The sequence below is a fragment of the Micromonospora sp. genome (genome assembly GCF_048594385.1).
GTDB lineage: Bacteria > Actinomycetota > Actinomycetes > Mycobacteriales > Micromonosporaceae > Micromonospora > Micromonospora wenchangensis.
Genome location: NZ_JBMDWU010000015.1, coordinates 1 through 21958, shown reverse-complemented (window position 1 = coordinate 21958; position 21958 = coordinate 1). Strand labels below are relative to the sequence as shown.

General features: G+C 71.3%; 25 protein-coding genes. 18 read left to right on the top strand and 7 right to left on the bottom strand.

Annotated elements, in window-relative coordinates:
• Window positions 1-6: 6 nt before the first annotated feature.
• The 5 genes from ACOJTC_RS00755 to ccsB are packed head-to-tail and all read left to right on the top strand — an operon-like array spanning window position 7 to window position 4708.
• Entirely contained in the window at window positions 7-654 is a 648-nt protein-coding gene (locus ACOJTC_RS00755; protein WP_088642050.1) for a histidine phosphatase family protein, read from the top strand.
• Window position 655: 1 nt separating this feature from the next.
• Window positions 656-1231, top strand: coding sequence for a TlpA family protein disulfide reductase (locus tag ACOJTC_RS00750; protein ID WP_357925353.1), 576 nt, complete (start codon window positions 656-658; stop codon window positions 1229-1231).
• Complete coding sequence (locus ACOJTC_RS00745; protein ID WP_357925356.1) at window positions 1231-2091, top strand: cytochrome c biogenesis CcdA family protein; 861 nt, start codon at window positions 1231-1233, stop codon at window positions 2089-2091. The genes ACOJTC_RS00750 and ACOJTC_RS00745 overlap by 1 nt, the downstream gene beginning before the upstream one ends.
• On the top strand, window positions 2091-3707 hold the full coding sequence (resB, locus tag ACOJTC_RS00740) for a cytochrome c biogenesis protein ResB (RefSeq protein WP_420115340.1): 1617 nt from the start codon (window positions 2091-2093) through the stop codon (window positions 3705-3707). The genes ACOJTC_RS00745 and resB overlap by 1 nt, the downstream gene beginning before the upstream one ends.
• On the top strand, window positions 3707-4708 hold the full coding sequence (gene ccsB, locus ACOJTC_RS00735) for a c-type cytochrome biogenesis protein CcsB (RefSeq protein WP_420115339.1): 1002 nt from the start codon (window positions 3707-3709) through the stop codon (window positions 4706-4708). Before resB ends, ccsB begins: the two co-directional genes overlap by 1 nt.
• On the opposite strand, the gene ACOJTC_RS00730 is transcribed toward ccsB, so the two are convergent.
• On the bottom strand, window positions 4674-4895 hold the full coding sequence (locus ACOJTC_RS00730) for a hypothetical protein (RefSeq protein WP_204925723.1): 222 nt from the start codon (window positions 4893-4895) through the stop codon (window positions 4674-4676). The genes ccsB and ACOJTC_RS00730 overlap by 35 nt on opposite strands.
• 406 nt (window positions 4896-5301) lie before the next feature.
• Between ACOJTC_RS00730 and ACOJTC_RS00725 the strand changes: the two genes are divergently transcribed.
• Together ACOJTC_RS00725 and ACOJTC_RS00720 are read left to right on the top strand one after the other, a co-directional pair.
• Entirely contained in the window at window positions 5302-6879 is a 1578-nt protein-coding gene (locus ACOJTC_RS00725) for a ricin-type beta-trefoil lectin domain protein (RefSeq protein ID WP_420115338.1), read from the top strand.
• Between the two features lie 94 nt (window positions 6880-6973).
• On the top strand, window positions 6974-8089 hold the full coding sequence (locus tag ACOJTC_RS00720) for a LacI family DNA-binding transcriptional regulator (protein ID WP_420115337.1): 1116 nt from the start codon (window positions 6974-6976) through the stop codon (window positions 8087-8089).
• 50 nt (window positions 8090-8139) lie between these two features.
• On the opposite strand, the gene ACOJTC_RS00715 is transcribed toward ACOJTC_RS00720, so the two are convergent.
• A complete protein-coding gene (locus ACOJTC_RS00715) occupies window positions 8140-8616 on the bottom strand; it encodes a MarR family winged helix-turn-helix transcriptional regulator (protein ID WP_420115336.1) in 477 nt (158 codons plus the stop codon).
• A 63-nt stretch (window positions 8617-8679) separates the two neighbouring features.
• Between ACOJTC_RS00715 and ACOJTC_RS00710 the strand changes: the two genes are divergently transcribed.
• From ACOJTC_RS00710 to ACOJTC_RS00700, 3 genes are all read left to right on the top strand, one after another.
• Entirely contained in the window at window positions 8680-9240 is a 561-nt protein-coding gene (locus tag ACOJTC_RS00710; RefSeq protein WP_420115335.1) for a carboxymuconolactone decarboxylase family protein, read from the top strand.
• A 120-nt stretch (window positions 9241-9360) separates the two neighbouring features.
• On the top strand, window positions 9361-9957 hold the full coding sequence (locus ACOJTC_RS00705) for a type IV toxin-antitoxin system AbiEi family antitoxin domain-containing protein (protein WP_420115334.1): 597 nt from the start codon (window positions 9361-9363) through the stop codon (window positions 9955-9957).
• Window positions 9954-10835, top strand: a complete 882-nt coding sequence (locus tag ACOJTC_RS00700) for a nucleotidyl transferase AbiEii/AbiGii toxin family protein (protein ID WP_420115333.1) — start codon at window positions 9954-9956, stop codon at window positions 10833-10835. Before ACOJTC_RS00705 ends, ACOJTC_RS00700 begins: the two co-directional genes overlap by 4 nt.
• A gap of 82 nt (window positions 10836-10917) precedes the next feature.
• Here the strand turns inward: ACOJTC_RS00700 and ACOJTC_RS00695 are convergent, their stop codons facing one another.
• A complete protein-coding gene (locus ACOJTC_RS00695) occupies window positions 10918-11187 on the bottom strand; it encodes a hypothetical protein (protein ID WP_420115332.1) in 270 nt (89 codons plus the stop codon).
• A 305-nt stretch (window positions 11188-11492) separates the two neighbouring features.
• Between ACOJTC_RS00695 and ACOJTC_RS00690 the strand changes: the two genes are divergently transcribed.
• Window positions 11493-12281 (top strand): helix-turn-helix domain-containing protein, encoded by a 789-nt coding sequence (locus ACOJTC_RS00690; protein WP_420115331.1) that lies wholly within the window; start codon window positions 11493-11495, stop codon window positions 12279-12281.
• Complete coding sequence (locus ACOJTC_RS00685; protein ID WP_420115330.1) at window positions 12272-12460, top strand: DUF397 domain-containing protein; 189 nt, start codon at window positions 12272-12274, stop codon at window positions 12458-12460. Before ACOJTC_RS00690 ends, ACOJTC_RS00685 begins: the two co-directional genes overlap by 10 nt.
• 175 nt (window positions 12461-12635) lie before the next feature.
• On the opposite strand, the gene ACOJTC_RS00680 is transcribed toward ACOJTC_RS00685, so the two are convergent.
• Window positions 12636-13508 carry an alpha/beta fold hydrolase gene (locus ACOJTC_RS00680; RefSeq protein ID WP_420115329.1) on the bottom strand — a complete coding sequence of 291 codons (873 nt, stop codon included), beginning with the start codon at window positions 13506-13508 and terminating at the stop codon, window positions 12636-12638.
• Window positions 13509-13685: 177 nt separating this feature from the next.
• On the opposite strand from ACOJTC_RS00680, the gene ACOJTC_RS00675 reads away from it, so the two are divergent.
• On the top strand, window positions 13686-15146 hold the full coding sequence (locus ACOJTC_RS00675; RefSeq protein WP_420115328.1) for a menaquinone biosynthesis decarboxylase: 1461 nt from the start codon (window positions 13686-13688) through the stop codon (window positions 15144-15146).
• Window positions 15146-16057 (top strand): menaquinone biosynthesis prenyltransferase MqnP, encoded by a 912-nt coding sequence (gene mqnP, locus ACOJTC_RS00670; protein ID WP_204925731.1) that lies wholly within the window; start codon window positions 15146-15148, stop codon window positions 16055-16057. Before ACOJTC_RS00675 ends, mqnP begins: the two co-directional genes overlap by 1 nt.
• A 52-nt stretch (window positions 16058-16109) precedes the next feature.
• Here mqnP and ACOJTC_RS00665 read toward each other — a convergent pair whose 3' ends face one another.
• A complete protein-coding gene (locus ACOJTC_RS00665; RefSeq protein ID WP_420115327.1) occupies window positions 16110-17075 on the bottom strand; it encodes a terpene synthase family protein in 966 nt (321 codons plus the stop codon).
• Between the two features lie 204 nt (window positions 17076-17279).
• On the opposite strand from ACOJTC_RS00665, the gene ACOJTC_RS00660 reads away from it, so the two are divergent.
• Window positions 17280-17906, top strand: a complete 627-nt coding sequence (locus ACOJTC_RS00660) for a UbiX family flavin prenyltransferase (protein WP_204925733.1) — start codon at window positions 17280-17282, stop codon at window positions 17904-17906.
• Window positions 17907-18144: 238 nt separating this feature from the next.
• On the opposite strand, the gene ACOJTC_RS00655 is transcribed toward ACOJTC_RS00660, so the two are convergent.
• Entirely contained in the window at window positions 18145-18411 is a 267-nt protein-coding gene (locus tag ACOJTC_RS00655; protein WP_334452084.1) for a BldC family transcriptional regulator, read from the bottom strand.
• Between the two features lie 268 nt (window positions 18412-18679).
• On the opposite strand from ACOJTC_RS00655, the gene ACOJTC_RS00650 reads away from it, so the two are divergent.
• Genes ACOJTC_RS00650 through ACOJTC_RS00640 form a run of 3 tightly spaced genes read left to right on the top strand, consistent with a single transcriptional unit; the run spans window position 18680 to window position 21121 of the window.
• Window positions 18680-19138 (top strand): Lrp/AsnC family transcriptional regulator, encoded by a 459-nt coding sequence (locus tag ACOJTC_RS00650; RefSeq protein WP_204925735.1) that lies wholly within the window; start codon window positions 18680-18682, stop codon window positions 19136-19138.
• Window positions 19139-19188: 50 nt separating this feature from the next.
• Window positions 19189-20007: an SDR family NAD(P)-dependent oxidoreductase gene (locus ACOJTC_RS00645; RefSeq protein WP_420115326.1), complete on the top strand. Its 819-nt coding sequence runs from the start codon at window positions 19189-19191 to the stop codon at window positions 20005-20007.
• A 22-nt stretch (window positions 20008-20029) separates the two neighbouring features.
• Entirely contained in the window at window positions 20030-21121 is a 1092-nt protein-coding gene (locus tag ACOJTC_RS00640) for a PLP-dependent cysteine synthase family protein (protein ID WP_302739960.1), read from the top strand.
• 71 nt (window positions 21122-21192) lie between these two features.
• Here ACOJTC_RS00640 and ACOJTC_RS00635 read toward each other — a convergent pair whose 3' ends face one another.
• Window positions 21193-21813: a putative glycolipid-binding domain-containing protein gene (locus tag ACOJTC_RS00635; RefSeq protein WP_420115325.1), complete on the bottom strand. Its 621-nt coding sequence runs from the start codon at window positions 21811-21813 to the stop codon at window positions 21193-21195.
• Window positions 21814-21958: the final 145 nt, after the last annotated feature.

The window sequence follows — 21958 nt, the reverse complement described above, 5'->3', positions numbered from 1 at the left end:
ACACCAATGAGCAAGACCGTCGTCCACGTGCTGCGGCACGGCGAGGTGCACAACCCGGACCAGATCCTCTACGGCCGGCTGCCCGGCTTCCGGCTGTCGGAGCTGGGCGTGCAGATGGCCAAGGCCGCCGCCCAGGCGGTCGCCGAGCGGGAGATCGTGCACGTGGTGGCCAGCCCGCTGGAACGCGCCCAGCAGACCGCCGAGCCGATCGCCGGCCAGTTCGGGCTCCCGGTCGGGGTGGACGAGCGGCTGATCGAGAGCGCCAACTGGTTCGAGGGCAAGAAGGTCTCGCCCGGCGACGGCTCGTTCCGCGACCCGCGCAACTGGTGGGTGCTGCGCGACCCGGTGACCCCGAGCTGGGGCGAGGCGTACCGGGCCATCGCCGAGCGGATGTTCGCCGGGCTGCACGCCGCCCGGGTGGCCGCCGAGGGGCGCGAGGCGGTCATCGTCTCCCACCAGCTCCCCATCTGGACGCTGCGCCGCTACGTCGAACGCAAGCGGCTCTGGCACGACCCGCGCCGGCGGCAGTGCGGACTGGCCAGCCTCACCTCCTTCCACTTCGACGGGGCGAAGGTGGTCGGGATCGGGTACTCCGAACCGGCCGCCCACCTGATCGCCATGTCCGCGACAGCCCGGACGGCCAAGGGGGCCTGAGATGCGTTCCCGGAGGCCGCTGGCCGTCCTGCTCGCCGCCGTCACCGCCGGGGCGGCGTTGGTCGGCTGCTCCTCCGGCACCGAGGAGAGCCGCTGCGCCAACAACGGCGGCATCGTCGAGTGCGCCCCCGACCAACGCTCCGCCGCCCCGACGATCGCCGGTGACCTGCTCACCGGCGGCCGGTACGACACCTCCCAGGCCCGGGGTCAGGTGGTGGTGGTCAACTTCTGGGGTTCCTGGTGCGCGCCCTGCCGCGCCGAGGCCGACGACCTGGAGGCCACCTACCAGGCCACCAGGGCATCCGGGGTGACCTTCCTCGGCATCAACGTGCAGGACAGCCGGGACAAGGCGATCGCCTTCGAGGAGGGCCGGGTCACCTACCCGAGCCTGTTCGACCCGGCCAGCCGGCTGGCGCTGGCCCTGGACATCCCGCCGAACACGATCCCGGCCACCGTCGTGCTCGACCGGCAGGGCCGGATCGCCACCGTGATCCGGGCCGCCGTCACCACCGACGGGCTGCGGCCGATCGTCGAGCGGATCGCCGCCGAAGAGCCGGCGTCGACCGGTTCCCGCTGATGGGCGAGACGTTCCGCGAACTCGCCCAGTCCGGCCCGCTGCTGCTGGCCATCGGCGCGGCGGCGCTCGCCGGGCTGGTCAGCTTCCTGTCCCCGTGCGTGCTGCCGCTGATGCCCGGCTACCTGTCGTACGTGACCGGCCTGGCCGGCACCGACCTGGAGGGCCGCGCCCGGCCCACCACCCCGGCCGGTGGCGGACCCGACCCGGACGACGGCGGGTCGGCACCGGCGGACGGCCCGGTGGCGACGGCGACCCGGACGGCGGCCCGGCCGGTGACGGCGGTCAAGGGGCGGGTGCTGGCCGGGACGCTGCTGTTCATCGCCGGGTTCACCGTCGTCTTCACCGCCACCGCGATCCTCTTCGCCGGGTTCGGCCGGATCTTCTTCGACTACGAGCGCACCTTCCAGGTCGTCATCGGCGCGCTGATCGTCCTGCTCGGCCTGAGCTACCTGGGCGTGCTCCCCGGCATGCAGCGGGAGCTGCGCATCCGGCGGCTGCCCGCCGCCGGGCTGCTCGGCGCGCCGGTGCTCGGCGCGGTGTTCGCGCTGAGCTGGATGCCGTGCACCGGCCCGACGCTCGGCGCGGTGCTCGGGATGGCCGCCACCGGTGGGCAGACCGACCGGGCCGTGGTGCTGGCGGTGGCGTACTGCCTGGGGTTGGGGTTGCCGTTCGTGGTCTTCGGGTTGGGCTTCCACCGGCTGCTCGGGGTGTTCCGGGCGGTCCGGCGCAACAGCCGGTGGGTGACCCGGATCGGCGGGGTGCTGCTGATCCTGATCGGCCTGGCGCTGGTCACCGGCGGCTGGCAGAACTTCGTGATCTGGTTGCAGACGACAGTGGGCCCCGGCGAGGTGAGCATCTGATGACGACCGTCGAGGACCGGCCGGCCAGCCCACCCGCCGAGGCCCCCCGCCGCCGGCCGAACCCGCTGCTGGCCCTGCTGCGCAACTCGTGGCGGCAGCTCACCAGCATGCGTACCGCGTTGATCCTGCTGTTCCTGCTCGCGGTCGCGGCGATCCCCGGCTCGGTGCTGCCGCAGCGCGGGGTCAACCCGGAGAACGTCGACAGGTACTTCGTCGAGCACCCCGAGCTGGCCCCGCAGCTCGACCGGATCGGCGCGTTCGAGGTGTTCGGCTCGGTCTGGTTCTCCGCCATCTACCTGCTGCTGTTCACCTCGCTGGTGGGCTGCATCCTGCCCCGGATGCGCGACCACGTGCGGGCGTTGCGGGCCCGGCCGCCGGCCGCGCCCAAGCGGATGGACCGGCTGCCGCAGCACACCGTGCTGGAGTCGCCGGGAGCCGCCGACCCGCAGGCCATCGCCGCGGTGCTGCGCCGCCGCCGGTGGCGGGTACAGGTGCGCGGCAACGAGGTCTCCGCCGAGAAGGGCTACCTCAAGGAGACCGGCAACCTGCTGTTCCACACCTCGCTGGTCGCCGTGCTGATCGGCGTCGCGCTCGGCTCGTGGTACGGCTGGCACGGCAACCGCCTGCTGGTCGCCGACGAGGCCTTCTGCAACACCCGCCAGCAGTACGCCGAGGCGAAGCTGGGCCCGCGCGTCGACAGCGCCGACCTGCCGCCGTTCTGCCTGACCCTGGACAACTTCGACGCCCGGTTCCTGGCGTCCGGGCAGCCGGAGAGCTACCGCGCGACGGTGACCGTGGACCGCCCGGACGGCTCGGACCGGCGGACCGCCGACTTCTCGGTCAACTCGCCGCTGCGGCTCGGCTCGGCGAACGTCTACCTGCTGGGCCACGGCTACGCCCCGATCCTGAAATACACCGACCGGTACGGCCGCAGCCAGACCAGCACGGTGCCGTTCCTGACCAGCGGCGACGCCAACCTCACCAGCGAGGGGGTGGCCGCCTTCCCGGACGCCAACGTCGACCCGAAGACCGGCCGCCGGGACGCGAACCAGCAGGTCGCCTTCGAGGGGCTCTACCTGCCGACCGCCCCGGACACCGCGCCGTTCGTCTCGTCGCGGTTCCCCGAGGAACGCAACCCGGCCGTGGTGCTGGCCGCCTACCGGGGCAACCTGGGGTTGGACGCCGGCATCCCCGGCTCGGTCTACCAGCTCGACCAGCGCCAGGTGACCAGCGGCAAGCTCAAGCAGGTGGGCGACAGGAAGCTGGCCCCGGGCGAGACGTGGACCCTGGACGACGGCAGCAAGCTGGAGTTCCTGGGCACCAAGCGGTACGTCACCCTGTCCGTCCGGCACGACCCGGGCGAGAAGCTGATGCTGGGCGCCTGCGTGGTGCTGCTGGTCGGGCTGATGGGTTCGCTGTTCGGCCGCCGTCGGCGGGTCTGGTTCCGGGTGACGCCCCCCGACAGTGGATCTCCGACGGGCGGTAGTAGTTTGGTGTCGGCCGGTGGGCTGCCGCGCACCGAGCATCCAGGGTTCGCCGAGGAGTTCGCGTCTCTCGTCGCTGCGGTACGCGACGACGGGCGGCCCGACCGGCGGGCGCGAGAGGGAGTCGAGTGATGTCCGCAGTCTCCGACCAGTTGGTGACGTTCGCGATCCTGGTGTACCTGATCGCGATGATCAGCCACGCCGTCGAGTACGCCCTGGGCAACGTCCGCGCGGTGTCGGCCCGGGTCGCCCCGGCCCGGGAGCTGGTCGGCGTGGGTGTCGGCGGCGCGGGTGTCACCAAGGTCGACGGGCCGGTGCCGGACGACACCGTCACCGGTACGCCGCCGTCGACCCGGCCGAGCCGTTCGGCGGGACGGGCCCGGCTCGCCGGGCGGATCGCCGCCGCGCTGACCGTGCTCGCCGCCGCGCTGCACCTCGGCGCGCTGGTCACCCGGGGCATCGCGGCCGACCGGATGCCCTGGGGCAACATGTACGAGTTCGTGCTGACGGTCACCTGGATCGGGACCGCCGCCTGGCTCGTGGTGCTCTGGAAGCGGCCGTCGCTGCGCCGGCTCGGGCTGTTCCTCACCCTGGTCATGGTGCTGCTGCTGGCGTTCGCCGAGCTGAAGCTCTATGTCCCGGTGGTGCCGCTGATGCCGGCGCTCCAGTCGTACTGGTTCATCATCCACGTGTCGACGATCGTCTTCTCCTCCGGCATCTTCCTGCTGGGCGTGGTGCCGGCGGTGTCGTTCCTGCTGCGCAACGGCTACGAGCAGGGGCGGCGCAGCTTCCCGTACACGTTGGCCCGGCGGCTGCCCGGGGCGGCCGACCTGGAGCGGTTGACCTTCGCGCTGCACGCCTTCTCGTTCCCGATCTTCACGTTCGCGGTGATCGCGGGCGCGATCTGGGCCGAGGCGGCCTGGGGTCGGGCGTGGGGCTGGGACCCGAAGGAGACCTGGGCGTTCATCTCCTGGGTGGTCTACGCCGGTTACCTGCACGCCCGCGCCACGCCCAGCGTCCGGCGCAACGTGGCGACCTGGATCGCGGTGCTGGGCTTCCTGACCGTGCTGATGAACCTGTTCGGGGTGAACTTCTTCTTCACCGGCCTGCACTCGTACGCCGGGGTGGAGTGAGCCGGCCGGTGAGCACCCGGTCGACACCCAGGGTCACCTGGTAGGCGACCTCGGGCACGTCGGCCAGTTCGAGGTGCTCGGCCCGCAGGGCGAGCTGGGCGTGCAGCTCCCGGGCCACCGCGTCGCGGATCTCCCGTTGCAGCGGGGAGAGGCCGTCCGGATCGCCCACCGTGTACGCGTCGTCCATGCGTCCCATCCTCCACCGGGGGGCCAGGTGTGTCGATGCGCCTTGGCCTGCCGAACGTCCATCCCTGCCGAAGCCGGTTCAGCGGTACCGACCGCCAGCGGTGGTCGGTGGTCGTGCTGCCTTCCAATTGGCCGACACCGTTGACGCCCCATGAGGCTGATGACATCGTTCGCCGAACAATGTTTGCGTAAACATCGACAAGGGTGACATTGTCGACGGTGGCGGCCAGCGGAGAGACGCCCTGACCCCTGGCCCACCCGTCTGCGAGGAGAGAGGACAACGACCAGCCGCTGGACGCCAACTCGCCCGGCTGACAGTTCCCTGAACTCCGCCGTACCGCCACCTGGTCACTCCCGACGCGGCGGACCCGGACGAGAACCTCGTTCCCCCGCTATTGGAGCCGCACATGTTCCCGAAGCAGACAGGCGTCAGATCCGGCGCCGCCCCGCTCTCCCGTCCCTTCCCCCTCCTTGTCCTGCTCCTGCTGCTCGCCCTGGTCGCGGCGGTCGGCACCGTCTTCCTCCCCACGGTGAGCGAGGCCATCACCCGCTCCTCGCAGACCATGTACACCCCGCCGTCCGGCACCCCCGCCCCCGGCACGCTCTACCCCAGGGGGATACGGCTGGAGCACAGCGGGTCGTCCAACGGCACCATGCTCGCCACCTTCGAGCAGTACACCAACGGCAAGCCCGTCTTCCCGATCTACCGCAGCACCGACACCGGCAACTCCTGGACCAAGATCTCGGAAGTCGCCGACACACAGAACGGCTGGGGCATGCGCTGGCAGCCACAGCTGTTCGAACTGCCCACCGCGATCGGCAATTTCCCCGCCGGGACCATCCTGGCCGCCGGCGACTCCGTCCCCAGTAACCGCTCCGGCTTCAAGATCGACATGTACGCCAGCACGAACCAAGGGCAGACCTGGACCTTCGTCAAGAACATCGTCAACGGCGCGGGCAGACCGGTCTGGGAACCCTTCTTCCTGGTCAACGGCAACAGACTCATCGTCTACTACTCCGACGAGCGAGACAGCAACCACAGCCAGAAGCTGGTGCACCAGGTCAGCACGGACGGCGTCAACTGGGGCCCCGTCGTGGACGACGTGGCGACCTCAACCCGAAGCGACCGACCCGGCATGTCGACAGTTGCGAAGCTGCCGAACGGCAACTACGTGATGACGTACGAGTACGGGGGCTCGCCGGCGGGAAACCTCGCGGTCTATTACAAGATCTCCTCCAACCCCGAGGCGTTCGGCTCAGTCACCGGCCAGGTCCTGAGGTCGACCGACGGCCAGACCGCTTTCTGGAACCCGTACATCACCTGGCTTCCCACCGGCGGCTCCAACGGCACCCTCGTCGTCAGTGCGCAAAGCACAACCGACGTGTTCGTCAACACCCAGGGCGGTGCCGCGAACGCCTGGACCCGTGTCGATTCCAAGGTCGCGGGCGGGTACAGCCGCGGCATGGTTCCGCTGGCCGACGGCCACAGCCTGGTGGTGCTCAGCGGCGGCTACAACGGCAGCACCGTCAACTCCGTCACGTACAGCACCATCGACCTGGGCGGCGTCGTGCCGACGACACCGGTCCCGTCCACCGGGACGACGACGGCGAGACTGATCGGCGCCCAGTCGGGTCGTTGCCTCGACGTGCCGAACAGCAACTCCGCGAACGGGACGAGGCCGGCGCTCTGGGACTGCCACACCGGGGCCAACCAGCAGTGGACGTACAACGCCTCCACCCGCCAGTTGCAGTCGCTCGGCAAGTGCCTGGACGTCTCCGGTCAGAGCACGACGCCGGGTGCCACGGTGATCCTCTGGGACTGTGGCAGCGGTGCCAGCCAGCAGTGGACCCTCACCAACAACACCGTGGTGGGAGCCCAGTCCGGGCTGTGCCTGGACGTCGCCAACAACGCGACCGCGAACGGATCAGCGGTGAACATGTGGACCTGCAACGGAGGCGCCAACCAGCGGTGGACCCGCGGCTGACACCAACCTGACGGTGGAGGGATCCGGGACGCCTCGTTCCGGATCCCTCCACCGTCTTTCTCGGATGGCGTCAAGAACCGACAGCTGCTCTATCGTGTCGTTCAACAGCCCGCCGGGCTGCGAAAGGAGCACCGTAGCGATGATCCCAGCATCGCCGGACGGTGTGCCGCGGGCCCTCGCCGGATCGTCAGGCATCACCCGGCGCCACCGGCGCGTGTCGATGGCGGACGTGGCCCGAGCAGCCGGGGTCTCCGCGCAGACGGTATCCCGCGTCTCCACCGGACATCCCGGGGTTGTCGCGTCCACCCGCCAACAGGTTCTCGCGGCGATGAAGCAGTTGGGCTACCGGCCCAACAGCGCGGCCCGGGCGCTGAAGAACGGCGAGTTCCGCACCATCGGCGTCATCATCTTCACGCTGTCGACCACGGGAAACAGCCGGCTGCTCGAGGCGATCGCCACCCACGCCAGCCGTGCTGGTTACGTGATCACGCTCATGCCCGTGGCGACACCCACCCAGCACGGCGTGCTGGGCGCGTTCACCCGACTGGGCGAGTTGGCGGTGGACGCCGTCATCGTGGTGATGGAGGTGCATCTGCTCGACGCCGCGATGTTCGTCCTCCCGCCAGGGGTGCATGTCGTGGTCGTCGACTCCGATGCCGGCGACCGTTACAGCGTGGTGGACACCGATCAGGCCGACGGTGCGCGGCAGGCCGTCCAACACCTGCTCGACCTCGGCCACCACACCGTCTGGCACGTCGCCGGGCCACCGGAGTCCTTCGCCGCCGGGCGTCGGGCGACGGCGTGGCGCCGCGTGCTCGAAGGGGCGGGTCGGCCCGTACCGTCGATGTACCGCGGCGACTGGTCGGCCGAATCCGGCTACCGCGCCGGCCTCCTGCTGGCGGACGAGGCGTCGTGTACCGCGGTCTTCGCCGGCAACGACCAGATGGCCCTCGGCGTGCTGCGGGCGTTGCACGAGAAGCAACGGATCGTTCCCCGCGACATCAGCGTGATCGGCTTCGACGACATCCCGGACAGCGCCTCGTTCATCCCACCGCTGACCACGATCCATCAGGACTTCGCCGAAGTGGGCCGCAGATGTGTCGAGACCGCGCTGCGACAGATCCGCAACCAGCCCGTCGAGCCCGGTACCAGCCTGGTGCCAAACCGGCTGGTGACACGGGCCAGCACGGCGACACCGCGAACCGCCTGACCCCAACCGGCCCGCTCCTGCCGGTGCTTCCGCGCTTGGCTCTGGAGTGGTCAGGTGCCGAACCAGCCGGGGACGTCGAGGCGGAAGGAATCCGGTGGGGTGACCGCGCGCAGGTCGTCCTCCAGGGCGGCCACCCGCTCCGCGCCGAGTCGCGCCACCCAGCGCTCCCGCAGCGCGTCGAAGAGCACCGCCGACCGGCGTAGCCCGTCGACACCCTTCTCCGTCATCCGGACCAGCTTGCGGCGGGCGTCGGCCGGGTCGTCGGCGCGTTCCAGGTAACCGAGGGCGACCAGCCGGTCGACGGTCTTCCCGGCGGCCTGCTTCGAAATGCCGAGGCGGTGGCCCAGATCGGACGCCGTGGTGCCGGCAACGCCGACGGCCTGGAGCACGAAGCCGTGCGCCGGCCGCAGCTCGGGGTGCCCCTGCCGGGCCAACTCGGCGTGCAGGTCGTCGACGAGGCTGCGGAAGCCGGCGAGCAGCAGCAGCGGCAGCACGAAGCCGGGGCGCTGAGGGTCACCCGTCGACATGTTCGACAACCTGGTTTACTGTTTCGACAACCACGTTGACTATCTTACGTGAGGGGTACCGCCATGTCCCGACCGACCTTCACCGCCCACACCCTCGACACCGCGCCCGACGCCGCCCGGCCGACCATGGCCGGCGTACAGCGCAAGCTCGGCCACCTGCCCGGCGCGGTCGGGCTGATGGCCGAATCCCCCGAGCTGCTCAAGGGGTTCCTGACGGCCTCCGCGACCTTCGAGGCCGCCGACCTCGCGCCGGTCGAGCGGGAGGTGGTGGTGCTGACCGTCGCCACCCGCAACCGGTGCCACCTCTGCGTGGCGATGCACACCGCGACCCTGACCCGACTCGGTGCCGCCGCTGAACTGGTCACCGCGCTGCGCGACGGCACCGACCTGCCCGAACCCCGGCTGGCGGCGCTGCGCCGGTTCACCCTCGCCGTCCTCGACCACGCCGGTGACGTGCCGGACGACGAGCTGACCGCCTTCCTCGACGCCGGCTACCGGCCCCGGCACGCCCTGGACGTGGTGCTCGGGGTCGGGACGTACACCATCTCGACCCTCGCCAACCGGCTGACCCGCGCCCCGCTCGACCCGCCCCTCGCCGCGTGCGCCTGGCAGCCGGTGGCCTGACCGGCCGACCGCCGACGAGAAGGATGCACCTCTCGGTGCGGAAACTAAAAGAAAACTTTAGTTCTGTGTTGGTGACTGACCAGAAACTAAAGTTTTTCTTTAGTTTGTTACCCTTGTCGGGTGTCACCATCCGGCCAGCGGACGAACCGGCGCGCGCTGTTCCAGCTCGCTGCTCGCCAACACGGCTACGTCACCGCCGCGCAGGCTGCGGAAGCCGGATACTCGCATCAGGCGCAGAAATACCACGTTGATCACGGCAACTGGGTGCGGGTTGACCGAGGAGTCTTCCGGCTGGTGGATTGGCCGGCGCATCCGGCGGACCATCTCGTCCGTTGGGTGCTGTGGAGCGGAGCGGTGGGCGTGGTGAGTCATGCCAGCGCGCTCTCCGTGCACGACCTTGGTGATCTCGACCCGGCCAGGGTGCATCTGTCGGTTCCCGCGCGGTTCCGACGCTTGGCACCGGAGATCGTCCTGCACCGACCACTCCCCCCCGAAGCAGACATCGAGGATCGAGAAGGGTTCCGGGTGACGACCCCGAGTCGCGCACTTGCCGAGTGCGCACAGGCAAGGATCGAGCAACAGTGGCTCGACGGTGCTGTCGCCGAGGCGCTCAGCCGGGGCCTCATCACCCCAAGGCGGCTACGTGCCGCCGCCACGGAACTGGGCCCCACGGCGGAGCTGGGTGCGCAGACGGCCCTGGCGGCGGCAGGTCGATGAACAGGAAATACTCGACGCCTTCCGCGCTCCGCGCTGCCCTCGACAACCGCATCCTCGAACGTGCGCGACTGCTCGGTAGGGACCCCAACTGGCTCCGTCGCCGCCTCGCCTTCACCCGGCTCCTGGTGCGACTCGTCCATCAGCACACCGATGCCTGGGTGCTCAAGGGTGGTATGGCGGTCGAGCTGAGGCGGCCCGGGCTCGCACGATCGACCCGTGATGTCGACCTGGTGATGCGGCCGGGCCTGGTAGCAGATCCGGGCGACGGAACGGAACTCCACGAGGTGCTCACCGAGGCCCTGCTCACCGACCCTGACGGTGACGGGTTCAGCTACTCGGCCACCGCGCCGGTCCGGCTACGCGACGACGCGTACGGCCGTCCGGCCTGGCGCTTCGCGGTCGAGAGTCGCCTCGCCGGCCAGCTCTTCGCCAAGCTCAAGCTGGACGTGGTGGCGCGACCCGAGGAGCTTGGCGGCGTCGAGCTGCGCGAACTGCCTGACGACCTGGCATTCGCCGCCATCCCCACCCGGGCGATCTGGGTAGCTGACCTGCGGCAGCAGTACGCCGAGAAGCTGCATGCCCTGACGCGGCTCTACGAGACCGGGCTGTCCACCCGGGTCAGAGATCTGGTCGACCTCGTCTTGCTGGTGGAGGACGGCGTGCCGGCTGATGAAGCGCTGGTCAGGCGGGTGCACCACGTCTTCTCCATCCGAGGTACCCACACCGTGCCGGATGATCTCCCCGAACCGCCGCCATCGTGGAACGTCCGGTACGAAGTCCTGGCAGCGGAGATCGGTCTCACGGTGGCGTCTGCGATTGAGGCGCACAAGATGGTCTCCGGGCATTGGTCGCAGGCTCGTGCCACGGGGGACCAGTGACACACCCGAATGGACGGGAATGCCAGATGTTGGTCTGACTGAGTTCTCTGGTTCGTGCCGCTGGTCGACCAGAAACTAAAGTTCACCGATAGGTGCGGGCGGTCCAGCCGAGGAAGCGTTCGTACAGCGCTGCGGGTTTCGGGGTGTCGTCGGGGTGGAGCCGGTACAGGTCCTCGACGGCGGTGTACAGCATCCCGGCCAGGTAGATCGACAGGGCGACCCGGCTGTTCCGGTAGTCGGTCGCAAGGGTCAGGCGGGCGGTGGCGCAGGGCCACGGACCGCCGCAGGCCCGACAGAGCCACAGTGGTCGGAGTGGGACGTGGAGCCGGGAGCGCTGCACAGGGCTGGTCATCGTGTCTTCCTCTTCTCGCCCGTGGGCCCGGGGCGGGGCGTCGCCGAGGTCCGGGCGCTCGGGTGGGGATCGTCCGTCGCCGATGTGGGGGGCGACTGCGCTGGAGGGAGGGGCCGTCCGTCGCCGACTTACCGGACGACCCCTCCGCGGTTCCGCCCGTCCTGTCGGATCCGGGCGGTTCCGCTGGGCACAGTCTGGTGAGGACGGCACTACGCTCGGAAGGCATCCGGTCGCCGTGTGTACCTGAGCGGGTCGACGGTGAGGCCGGTGAGGAACGCGGGTCGCGGTGGTGAGGAGACGTGCGGATGGACGAGCGTTTACGGGTGCTGATCGAGGAACTGCGGCACATGCGGGCCGCCCGGAAGATGACCCAGGAGGACCTGGCCAAGGCGGTCAACTACTCGCCGTCCACGGTGGCGATGGTCGAGACCGGGGCGCGCAAGCCGCCGCCCGACTTCTGGGAGCGGGTCGATGCGGCACTCGACACCGGCGGCGCGTTCGCCCGGATGCTGGCCCGCCTCGGGTCGCCGCAGTGGATGCGGGAGTGGGAGGCCAACGAGCGGCAGGCCACCGTGCTCCGGTCGTTCGAGCACATGGTGGTGCCGGGGCTGCTCCAGACAGCGGCCTATGCCCGCGCGCTGTTCCGCAGCGTCGGCCTCTTCGACGAGCAGGAGGTGGAACAGCGGGCCGAGGCGCGGTTGGCCCGGCAGGCGGTGCTGACCGGCGAACGACCGCCGCAGCTCGTCGCGGTGCTCGACGAACACGTGTTACGCCGCCCGGTCGGCGGACCGGTGGTGATGCGTGAGCAACTGTTGCGGCTGGTGAAAATTGCCACCGAACATCCCCGGGTGCGGCTGCACGTGGTGCCCGCCTCGGTCGGCGCATATCCGGGTGTCGCCGGGGCCTTCGTGCTGGCTACGCTGCCAACCGGGGAGGACGTCGTCTATCTGGACGATCAGCTCAAGGGTCAGGTGATCGACCACACCGAGGACGTGCTGGCGGTCCGGTCGGCCTGGGAGTCGATCCAGGGGGAGGCGCTGCCGCTCCAGCAGTCGATCGATCTGTTGACGGAGGTGGCGAAGTCATGGAGCTGACCGGCGCGCGGTGGCGCACCAGCACCTGCAGCAGCACCAACGGCGGTAACTGCGTCGAGGTGGCCGACAACCTTCCCGGGCTGGTCGCCGTCCGCGACAGCAAGGACCGCGACGGTGGCGTGCTGAGCTTCACCCCGGCAGCCTGGCGATCCTTCCTGACGCTCGCCCGCACCCGCTGACCCCCGAACCCGTCGGGATCCCCGAATGGGTGAGCCCGGTTGCCGGTGGACCTGGTGAAGCACCTTGACCGCCTCGCCGAGCGGGCCGCGAGCCGTTGCTCCGAGGTCGTCCGCGACGCCCTGACCAAGGATGCGTCCACCCGCACCGGATCGACCTGATCTCGCCGGCTCCGGGTCAGCCGTGCAGGAAGGGGAGTAGGAGGGCGGTCAGCTCGGCGGGGCGCTCCTCGAACAGCCAGTGCCCGCTGTCGTTGATTACCTGGCCGTCGACCGTGCGGGCGTAGCGGCGTACCTGGTCGGCGACCTGGCCGCCGAGGCTGGCCGCCGCGCCGACGGCCAGCACCGGCATCGGCAACGGGCTCTTCCGGTACGCGGTGTTGTCCTTGACGTCCTGCGCGAAGGCCCGGAAATAGTCGAAGCTGGCCCGCAGGTGGGCCGGGTCGCTCAGGTGCCGGGCGTACTCCTCGATGTCGTCCGGGCCGATGCTGCCCTTGTGCACCATGATCGAGTCGGTGAAGCGGTCCACCCAGCGTGCCTCCCGGCCGGTGACCAGTTCCTCCGGCAGACCGTTGGTGAGGCTGAAGAAGCCGAAGTTCCACACCGCCGGCCCGGCCTCGGTCAACGCGGGAAACGTGTAGATGCTCTCGTCCGGGATCGGTGCCTCGGTCAGCACCAGCCGGGACACCGTGTCGGGGTGCGCGGCGGCATAGGCGTACGCGACCATGGTGCCCACGTCGTGGCCGACCAGCCGGATGTCGTCGGCCAGGCCCAGCCCGGTCAACAGCCCGTGCAGGTCGGCGGCGACGGTCTTCTTGTCGTACCCGTCGGGTGGGGCGTCACTGCCGCCGAAACCGCGCAGGTCGGGGGCGACCACCTGGTACGTCGCGGCCAGCTCCGGCAGCAGCCCCCGCCACATCCGCCAGCACTGCGGATAGCCGTGCAGCAGCACCAGGGTCGGCCCCCGACCGCCCCGGACATAGTTGATCGACACGTCGCCGACCTGCGCCCGCTGCTCGGTGAACCCCGCCGGAACCCGTTCGTCGCCCATCCTGCCCCCGTCCCGACGTCGCGGCCCGACCGGCCGTCACCCGTGCAACGACCAGCCGCCGGCCGGAGAGACGCACCCGCCGGCGCGGGCAGACGTACCGGTCCGGGTGGGGAGGCGCACACCGCTGGGACGTACCCGGCGTGGGCGCTGCCGGCCGGGGTGCGGGAGACTGGCCGTATGGCGGCTCGTGGCTTCCCGTACACCGATCTCAAGGACTTCCTCGCGGCGCTGGAGCGCGCGGGCGAGCTGCGGCGGGTGACCGTCCCGGTGGACCCCACGCTGGAGATCAGCGAGGTGGTCACCCGGACGGTCCGGGCCGGCGGGCCGGCGCTGCTGTTCGAGCGGCCCACCCGGGGCGAGATGCCGGTGGCGATCAACCTGTTCGGCACCGAGAAGCGGATGGCGATGGCGCTCGGCGTCGGATCGCTCGACGAGATCGGCGACCGGATCGGCGCGTTGATCAAGCCGGAGCTGCCGGTCGGCTGGTCCGGCATCCGCGAGGGGCTGGGCAAGGTCATGCAGCTCAAGTCGGTGCCGCCGCGCAAGGTTAAGACCGCCCCCTGCCAGGAGGTGGTCTACTCCGGCGACGACGTCGACCTCGACCGGCTGCCCGGCCTCCAGGTCTGGCCCGACGACGGCGGGATCTTCCACAACTACGGGCTGACCCACACCAAGCACCCCGAGACCGGCAAGCGCAACCTCGGTCTCTACCGCCTCCAGCAGCACTCCCGCAACACGCTCGGCATGCACTGGCAGATCCACAAGGACTCCACCGCCCACCACGCGGTCGCCGAGCGGCTCGGGCAGCGGCTGCCGGTCGCCATCGCCATCGGCTGCGACCCGGTGGTCAGCTACGCCGCCTCCGCGCCGCTCCCCGGTGACATCGACGAATACCTGTTCGCCGGGTTCCTGCGCGGCGAAAGGGTCGAGATGGTCGACTGCCTGACCGTGCCGTTGCAGGTGCCCGCGCACGCGCAGATCGTGCTGGAGGGCTACCTGGAGCCCGGCGAGCGGCTGCCCGAGGGACCGTTCGGCGACCACACCGGTTTCTACACCCCGGTCGAGCCGTTCCCGGTGCTGCACGTCGAGACGATGACCATGCAGCGCAACCCGGTCTACCACTCGATCGTCACGTCCAAGCCGCCGCAGGAGGACCACGGCCTCGGCAAGGCCACCGAGCGGATCTTCCAGCCGCTGCTCAAGCTGCTGATCCCGGACATCGTCGACTACGACCTGCCGGCCGCCGGGGTGTTCCACAACTGCGCCATCGTGTCCATCAACAAGCGCTACCCCAAGCACGCGCAGAAGGTCATGAACGCCATCTGGGGCGCGCACCTGATGTCGCTGACCAAGCTGATCGTGATCGTCGACGCCGACTGCGACGTGCACGACTACAACGAGGTCGCCTTCCGCGCCTTCGGCAACGTCGACTACGCCCGCGACCTGCTGCTCACCGAAGGCCCCGTGGACCACCTCGACCACGCCTCCTACCAGCAGTTCTGGGGCGGCAAGGTCGGCGTCGACGCCACCCGCAAGCTGCCCGCCGAGGGCTACACCCGGGGCTGGCCGGAGGAGATGACCATGTCGCCGGAGGTCACCTCCCTGGTCGACAAGCGCTGGAAGGAGTACGGCATCTGATGGCCACCGCCGTCGCCCCGGCCGCCCGCCCCGGCCGGGTCAAGTCCTTCCTCAAGCTCGTCGCGATCGAGCACTCCGTCTTCGCGCTGCCGTTCGCGTACCTGTCGGCGCTGACCGCGATGCAGGTCAACGGCGGCCGGGTGCGCTGGGGAGACCTGCTGCTGATCACCGTGGCGATGGTCGGGGCACGGACGTTCGCCATGGCCGCCAACCGCATCCTCGACCGGCGGATCGACGCGCGTAACCCGCGTACCGCCGGGCGGGAACTGGTCACCGGGGCGGTGAGCGTGCGGACGGCCTGGACCGGCGCGGCCGTCGCCCTGGTGGTCTTCCTCGCCGCCGCCGCCCTGCTCAACCCGCTCTGCCTGGTGCTCGCCCCGCTCGCCGTCATTCCGCTGGTCGTCTACCCCTACGGCAAGCGGTTCACCGACTGGCCGCACGCCATCCTGGCGATCGCCCAGGCCGTCGGCCCCGTCGGCGCCTGGCTCGCCGTCACCGGCACCTTCGCCGGCTCCGGGCCGGCCTGGCTGCTCGGCGCGGCCGTCGGCCTGTGGATCGGCGGCTTCGACCTGATCTACGCCTGCCAGGACGACGAGGTCGACCGCCGGATCGGGGTACGCAGCGTCCCCGCCCGCTACGGCCGGCGGTTCGCCCTGCACGCCTCCACCGTGGCGCACGTGGTGACGTTCGCGCTGTTCATCTGGTTCGGTGCGCTGGTCGGCTTCGGCTGGCCGTGGTGGATCGGGCTGGCGCTCACCGCGGTCGCCTTCGGCTACCAGCACGTGGTGGTCACCCCGACCGACCTGAGCCGGGTCAACCGGGCCTTCTTCACCGCCAACGGTTTCGTCGGCATCGCCCTGTTCGTCTTCGCCCTGCTCGACCTGGTGATCCGCCTCGACCTCGGCGCCTGACTCCGCTCCTCGCTCATCTCGGTTCCCGCACTGCCCTGCGCCCCGCCGGGCGTCAGGGGTGGGGGTGGACGGGGTAGCGGGCGCTTTCCAGGGTCCAGTCGATGGTGCCCCGGACGGCGTTCGCGATGCCGTCGAGGTGGGCGGCAACGGAGTCGTCAAGCGCCGGGCCGAACGACGGGACGGCTGCACACTGCATCTGGAACCGGGTCATCGTGTCCCGCCAGCGGTCGGCGACCAGCTCGGCGGCCCGCTCCACCGGCACGTCCCGCTCGTCGGCGAGCGCCAACACCAGGTTGTGCCCGCCCGAGGTGGTCCGGTCCCGTTCCATCGAGGCGAGGTCGTTGTACCAGGAGAGCAGGTCGTTGCCGAGTTCACCGATCCGGCGCAGCAGCGGATGGTGGTAGACCGCGTCCGGCAGCGCCCTGCCCCCGACGAACTCGATCAGCGGATACGACACGTACGCCGCCGAGGTGGCCCGGCGCAACGCCACGTACTCGGCCACGCCGGGTGTCCGGCCGCTCTCCTTCGCCACCGCCTCCCGCCAGTTGCCGTCCAGGTGGTCACCGACCGCGTCGACGAACCGCAGCCGCCAGCGGGCCGGCATCCGGCGGCGGGGCATCCGCCACGCCTCGACCAGCAGCCGGCGCAGCGGACCCCCGAATCCCGGGTGCCGCCGTCGGGGGCCGTCGTGCAGCAGGGTCAGCGTCCCGCGACGCAGCGCCCGGATCTGCTCCGACGGCAGCCGGTCCGGCCCGTCGCAGGCGTCGTCGACCAGGAAGAACCAGGTGAACAGGGCCGACACGGTACGCAGGTCCGGCTCGCTGGCGTCCGGGTAGAGGCGGCTCGCGTACCTGGCGAAGCCGGCCCGGTCGAGCCGGTGCAGCGCCTCGGCACCCAACGGCAGACCCAGCCGGGGCAGCAGCTCCAGCAACCACTCCTGCACCCCGTCGGCGTACGGGGAGAGCCGGGGTGGGATCGGGCACGCCGACCGTAACGACCAGAGGATCTCGTCGACCATTACCGATGTCTCCCCCGTACCGTGTGGATCATCCGTGCGCAGCATCGCAGGTCCAGCGTCGACGTGCCGTCCGGGCCTGCTGCGGGAGGCCCGGAGGCGCCGGTACGGCGACGGTGGGTCGACCGGCCGGTCCCGCACCGTGCCGACGGGGCCGATTGTGGGGGCGGGCGTCGGCGGTCGGCGTACACCAGGCAGGCTGGGCGTATGCGCGAACCATGGGTGGTGGGGGTTTCCGGGGCGTCCGGCACCCCCTACGCGGCGGCCGTCGTCCGGGGGCTGCTCGACGCCGGGCATCCGGTGGACCTGATCGTGTCCCGGGCCGCCCGGCTGACCGTCCTCGACGAGACCGGCCGGCCGTTCCGGGACGGCCACTGGGCCGAGGACCTCGCCGGTTGGCTGGGCCGGGACCTCACCGGCGACGACGTGCGGCACTGGCCGGCCGGCGACATCGCCGCCGGCCCGAGCAGCGGCTCCTACCGGGTACGCGGCATGGCGGTCGTGCCGGCCAGCACGGCGGCCTGCGCCGGCATCGCCATCGGCCTGTCGAAGGACCTGCTGCAACGCGCCGCCGAGGTCAACCTCAAGGAACGACGCCCGGTGGTGCTGGTGCCCCGGGAGACCCCGGTGACCCGCAGCCACCTGGAACACCTGATCGCGCTGCACGACGCCGGCGCGGTGGTGCTGCCGGCCAGCCCCGGCTTCTACGGCGCGGGCGCGTCCGCCACCGCGCAGCAACTTGTCGACTTCGTCGCCGGCAAGGTGCTGGACGCCCTGGGCGTGCCGCACACCCTGTTCCGCCGCTGGTCGGGCGAGTTGGCCGCCGAGCGCTGACCACCACGGCCACCGCCGTCGATCCGGACGTGTGTGCCCGACCGCCGTCGCCAATCGGGGCGGGTGCCCGGCCGGGCCGCAACGATCAACCGGGCCACAACGGTCAGCCGGGCCACAACGGTCAGCCGGGCCACAACGGTCAGCCGGGCCGCAACGATCGGTACCGGCGGGTCCGCCGCCCGTTCAGTCGGCGGCGGGCCGGACCTTTCGGCCGGCCCGCGCGTCCGTCTCGCACCATTCAGTACATCCCGGCATTGGCCGGACCCGGCCCGGTCGAGGCGGCCGGGCCCACGTTACGTGGCTTGCCCATGTCTTCCGCCTCGTCCAACATGCCCTCCCCTTCCAGCAGGGCCCGCACCTCGGATTCCCGAAACCGGCGATGCCCGCCTGGAGTCCGGATGCTGCCTATCCGGCCGGCCGCCGCCCACCGCGTCACAGTCTTCGGGTCCACCCGAAACAGTGCGGCGACCTCACCCGGTGTCAGCAGGCGATCTCCAGTGTCCACAGCCCCCTCCTCGCGTCGACGAAGCCCTCGGCTGAACACACTGCCCCCGGCCGGTGCGAGCCCAGAGCCGTCATGAGGGACGTATGGCAATTACAGCACCAGCGAACTGGCCTGTCCGCCAAACGCGAAAAACGCACGGAGTGGGAAGTTAGTAAATGGTACCGGCGCGGGACTCCCTTGACCGTCGGTCTGCGAACTGTCACCTGCTGTCAGATCCAACGGATGCCGGTCGCCGGACGTTACGCCCCAACGGATAGGCTCACCCTCCGTGGACGCGATCGACCGGAGCCTCGTCGAACTACTGCGCGGTAACGCCCGCCTGTCGTACGCCGAGCTGGCCCGGCAGGTCGGCCTCTCCGCGCCGGCCGTGCACGAACGGGTCGGCAAGCTGGAGTCCAGCGGCGTCATCCGGGCCTACCGGGCCGAGGTCGAGCCGGAGGCGATCGGCCTCGGCGTGACCGCGCTCATCGGCATCGTCGAGGACTCCGGCGGGGACACCGACGACGTGCTGGAGACGTTCCGGCAGATGCCCGAGATCGAGTCCTGCTACTTCATGGCCGGCGTCGAATCCTTCCTGCTCAAGGCTCGGGTCGGCACCATCGCCGAGCTGGAACAGCTGATCGTGCGGCTGAGCCGTACCCCCGGGGTGGCCTCCACCCGCACCGGCATCGCGCTGTCGACCAAGTGGGAGAACCGGCCCCAGCCGATCGAGCCGCCGGCCCCCTGACCGGCCGACCGGGGCTGGTGTGGGCGGGGCGACGGCGATACCTTGCGCCGATGACGCCCACCACCGCCGTGGTGACCGGGGCGGCGGGTGGGCTCGGCCGGGCCGTCGCCGCCGCGTTGCACGCCGACGGCTGGACCGTACTCCTGACCGACCTGGATCCCGACGCGGTCGCGCTCGCCGCCGCGCCGCTCGGCGGATGGTCCCGGGCGCTGGACGTCCGCGACCCGGCCGCCTGCGCCGCCGTGGCCGCCGAGGCGGCCGGTCGGGGCGGGCTCGGGCTGTGGGTGAACAACGCCGGCATCCTGGTCACCGGAGCGTCCTGGACGCAGGACCCGGCCACCCGACGGCAGGTGGTCGAGGTCAACGCGCTCGGCGCGATGAACGGCACCCTCGCCGCCCTCGACGTGATGCGCGCCCAGCGGCACGGGCACGTGCTCAACGTGGTCTCCCTGGCCGGGCTGGTCGCCGCCCCGGGTGAAACCGTCTACGCGGCCAGCAAGCACGCGCTGCTCGCGTTCAGCATCGGCACCCTCGCCGACCTGCGGACGGCCGGGCTGCGTGACGTGCACGTCTCCTGCCTCTGCCCGGACGGCATCTGGACGCCGATGCTGCACGACCGGCTGGACGACGACGGCGCGGTGGCCTCGTTCACCGGCACCCTGCTGCGCCCGGAACGGGTCGCGGCCCGGGTCGTCCGGCTCGCCCGCCGCCCCCGGCCGGTGGTCAGCCTGCCCCGCTGGCGGGGTGCCCAGGTACGCCTGCTGGACGCCTACCCCCGGCTGGCGCTGGCGCTGCTCCCGGTGATCCGGGCGGCGGGCCGGGCCGGTCAGCGCCGGCAACGACGCCGGGCCGGCCCGGACCCGAGCTGACCTCGCTTGTACCGTTGCCGACGTGACTCATCTCGACCGGTGCGACGAGGCCAGCCGGGTGTGGGTGACCGAGGCGATCGCCGCCGTGGAGGCCGACGCCAACCGGTCCGCCGACACCCACCTGCTGCCGTTCCCGCTGCCCCGGCAGTGGGGGATCGACCTCTACCTCAAGGACGAGTCGGTGCACCCCACCGGCTCGCTCAAGCACCGGCTGGCCCGCTCGCTGTTCCTCTACGGGCTCTGCAACGGCTGGATCGGGCCGGCGACCACGGTGATCGAGGCGTCCTCCGGCTCGACGGCGGTCTCCGAGGCGTACTTCGCCCGGATGCTCGGGCTGCCGTTCGTCGCCGTGATGCCCGCCTCCACCTCACCCGAGAAGATCGCCCAGATCGAGTTCCACGGCGGGCGCTGCCACCTGGTCGACGACCCGGCCAAGGTGGTGGTCGAGGCGCGCTGGCTCGCCGAGGACAGCGGTGGCCACTTCATGGACCAGTTCACCTACGCCGAACGGGCCACCGACTGGCGGGGCAACAACAACATCGCCGAGTCGATCTACGCGCAGCTCTCCCTGGAACGGCACCCCGTGCCCGCCTGGATCGTGGTCGGCGCCGGCACCGGCGGCACCAGTGCCACCATCGGCCGGTACGCCCGCTACCAGCGGCTGCCCACCAAGCTCTGCGTGGTCGACCCGGAGAACTCGGCGTTCTACCCGGCGTGGCAGGCCGCCGACTGGTCGGTACGCACCGGCCGGGGCTCCCGGATCGAGGGGATCGGCCGACCCACCGTCGAGGCGTCCTTCCTGCCCTCGGTGGTCGACCGGATGACCCAGGTGCCCGACGCCGCCTCGCTGGCCGCCATGCGGGCCGGCTCGGCGGTGCTCGGCCGGCGGGTCGGCGGCTCCACCGGCACCAACCTGTGGGGCGCGTTCGGGCTGATCGCCGAACTGCTCGCTCAGGGGCGGCCCGGCTCGGTGGTGACGCTGATCTGCGACGCCGGCGACCGGTACGCCGACACCTACTACGACGACGACTGGGTGGCCGCGCAGGGCCTCGACCTCGCCCCGCACCTGGCCACCATCGACCGGTTCCTCAGCACCGGGAGCTGGCCCGGCTGACACCCGGCGGGCACCGGGGAGCCGGCCGGGCCGACACCCGGCGCGGCCGTGCCCGCCCCGGTTCCCCCCGGTCAGCCCAGGTCGGCCCGGTCGGCCAGCCCGGGATAGTGCCGGACCAGCCCCTCGCCGTCCACCTCCAGCTCGGTGCGGAAGGTGTCGCTGGTGAACCCCACCCGCCCCGGCCCGAGCGCGGTGTAGACCTGCTCGCCGGCCACCACCTCCAGGCTGGGCACCAGCACCCACGCCACGGTGATCCGGTGCTCGGTGCTGGACGCGGCCCCCGCCAACCCCAGCCGACGGATCGGCAGGCTGTTGAACAGGGCCGAGCCGCCCAGGTCGACGTCGAGCGCCGCGTGCAGCCGGTCGGTGTCCTCGATGCCGGGCAACCCGGCCGGTGGCTGTCCGGCCGCCCGCAGCACCGCGTCGAGGTCACCCTGCTCGCCGGTGCGCACCCGCCATCCGTCCGCGCCGCGTTCCAGCCGTACGCTCCGCGACCAGCCGGCCCCCTCCACCTCCACGGCGAGCGAGGTGGTGGCCCCGTCCGGGCCGGTCTCCAACCGGTAGCGGCAGGTGTAGGGGATCGGGTCGACGGCCAGTTGGGTGCCGTGCGCGGCGAATCCGGCCCCGTCGTCGAGGACGGCGTGCTCGGCCCCGGCGGTGTCGGTCCGGCTCCAGAAAAGTGACCTCGGCATGGTCCGGACGTTACGCCAGCAGGGCGTCGACGGCAGCGCATGCGCGAACGCCGCCCCCGCGCAGGTGCGCCGGGGCGGGGTCGGGACCGCCCGGGAGCGGGGCCGGGGCGGCCCGCACCCGCGTGGATCCGTGGGGAGGCGCCGG

Excerpts from the sequence above, each read along its gene's own strand:
- ACOJTC_RS00660 (WP_204925733.1), top strand. The coding sequence starts at position 17,280 with ATGCGCGAACCATGGGTGGTGGGGGTTTCCGGGGCGTCCGGCACCCCC.
- ACOJTC_RS00725 (WP_420115338.1), top strand. The coding sequence starts at position 5,302 with ATGTTCCCGAAGCAGACAGGCGTCAGATCCGGCGCCGCCCCGCTCTCC.
- ACOJTC_RS00745 (WP_357925356.1), top strand. The coding sequence starts at position 1,231 with ATGGGCGAGACGTTCCGCGAACTCGCCCAGTCCGGCCCGCTGCTGCTG.
- ACOJTC_RS00665 (WP_420115327.1), bottom strand. The coding sequence starts at position 17,075 with ATGGTCGACGAGATCCTCTGGTCGTTACGGTCGGCGTGCCCGATCCCA.
- ACOJTC_RS00635 (WP_420115325.1), bottom strand. The coding sequence starts at position 21,813 with ATGCCGAGGTCACTTTTCTGGAGCCGGACCGACACCGCCGGGGCCGAG.
- ACOJTC_RS00690 (WP_420115331.1), top strand. The coding sequence starts at position 11,493 with ATGGACGAGCGTTTACGGGTGCTGATCGAGGAACTGCGGCACATGCGG.
- ACOJTC_RS00710 (WP_420115335.1), top strand. The coding sequence starts at position 8,680 with ATGTCCCGACCGACCTTCACCGCCCACACCCTCGACACCGCGCCCGAC.
- ACOJTC_RS00680 (WP_420115329.1), bottom strand. The coding sequence starts at position 13,508 with ATGGGCGACGAACGGGTTCCGGCGGGGTTCACCGAGCAGCGGGCGCAG.
- ACOJTC_RS00755 (WP_088642050.1), top strand. The coding sequence starts at position 7 with ATGAGCAAGACCGTCGTCCACGTGCTGCGGCACGGCGAGGTGCACAAC.
- ccsB (WP_420115339.1), top strand. The coding sequence starts at position 3,707 with ATGTCCGCAGTCTCCGACCAGTTGGTGACGTTCGCGATCCTGGTGTAC.
- ACOJTC_RS00700 (WP_420115333.1), top strand. The coding sequence starts at position 9,954 with ATGAACAGGAAATACTCGACGCCTTCCGCGCTCCGCGCTGCCCTCGAC.
- resB (WP_420115340.1), top strand. The coding sequence starts at position 2,091 with ATGACGACCGTCGAGGACCGGCCGGCCAGCCCACCCGCCGAGGCCCCC.
- ACOJTC_RS00715 (WP_420115336.1), bottom strand. The coding sequence starts at position 8,616 with ATGTCGACGGGTGACCCTCAGCGCCCCGGCTTCGTGCTGCCGCTGCTG.
- mqnP (WP_204925731.1), top strand. The coding sequence starts at position 15,146 with ATGGCCACCGCCGTCGCCCCGGCCGCCCGCCCCGGCCGGGTCAAGTCC.
- ACOJTC_RS00685 (WP_420115330.1), top strand. The coding sequence starts at position 12,272 with ATGGAGCTGACCGGCGCGCGGTGGCGCACCAGCACCTGCAGCAGCACC.
- ACOJTC_RS00695 (WP_420115332.1), bottom strand. The coding sequence starts at position 11,187 with ATGACCAGCCCTGTGCAGCGCTCCCGGCTCCACGTCCCACTCCGACCA.
- ACOJTC_RS00730 (WP_204925723.1), bottom strand. The coding sequence starts at position 4,895 with ATGGACGACGCGTACACGGTGGGCGATCCGGACGGCCTCTCCCCGCTG.
- ACOJTC_RS00750 (WP_357925353.1), top strand. The coding sequence starts at position 656 with ATGCGTTCCCGGAGGCCGCTGGCCGTCCTGCTCGCCGCCGTCACCGCC.
- ACOJTC_RS00675 (WP_420115328.1), top strand. The coding sequence starts at position 13,686 with ATGGCGGCTCGTGGCTTCCCGTACACCGATCTCAAGGACTTCCTCGCG.
- ACOJTC_RS00645 (WP_420115326.1), top strand. The coding sequence starts at position 19,189 with ATGACGCCCACCACCGCCGTGGTGACCGGGGCGGCGGGTGGGCTCGGC.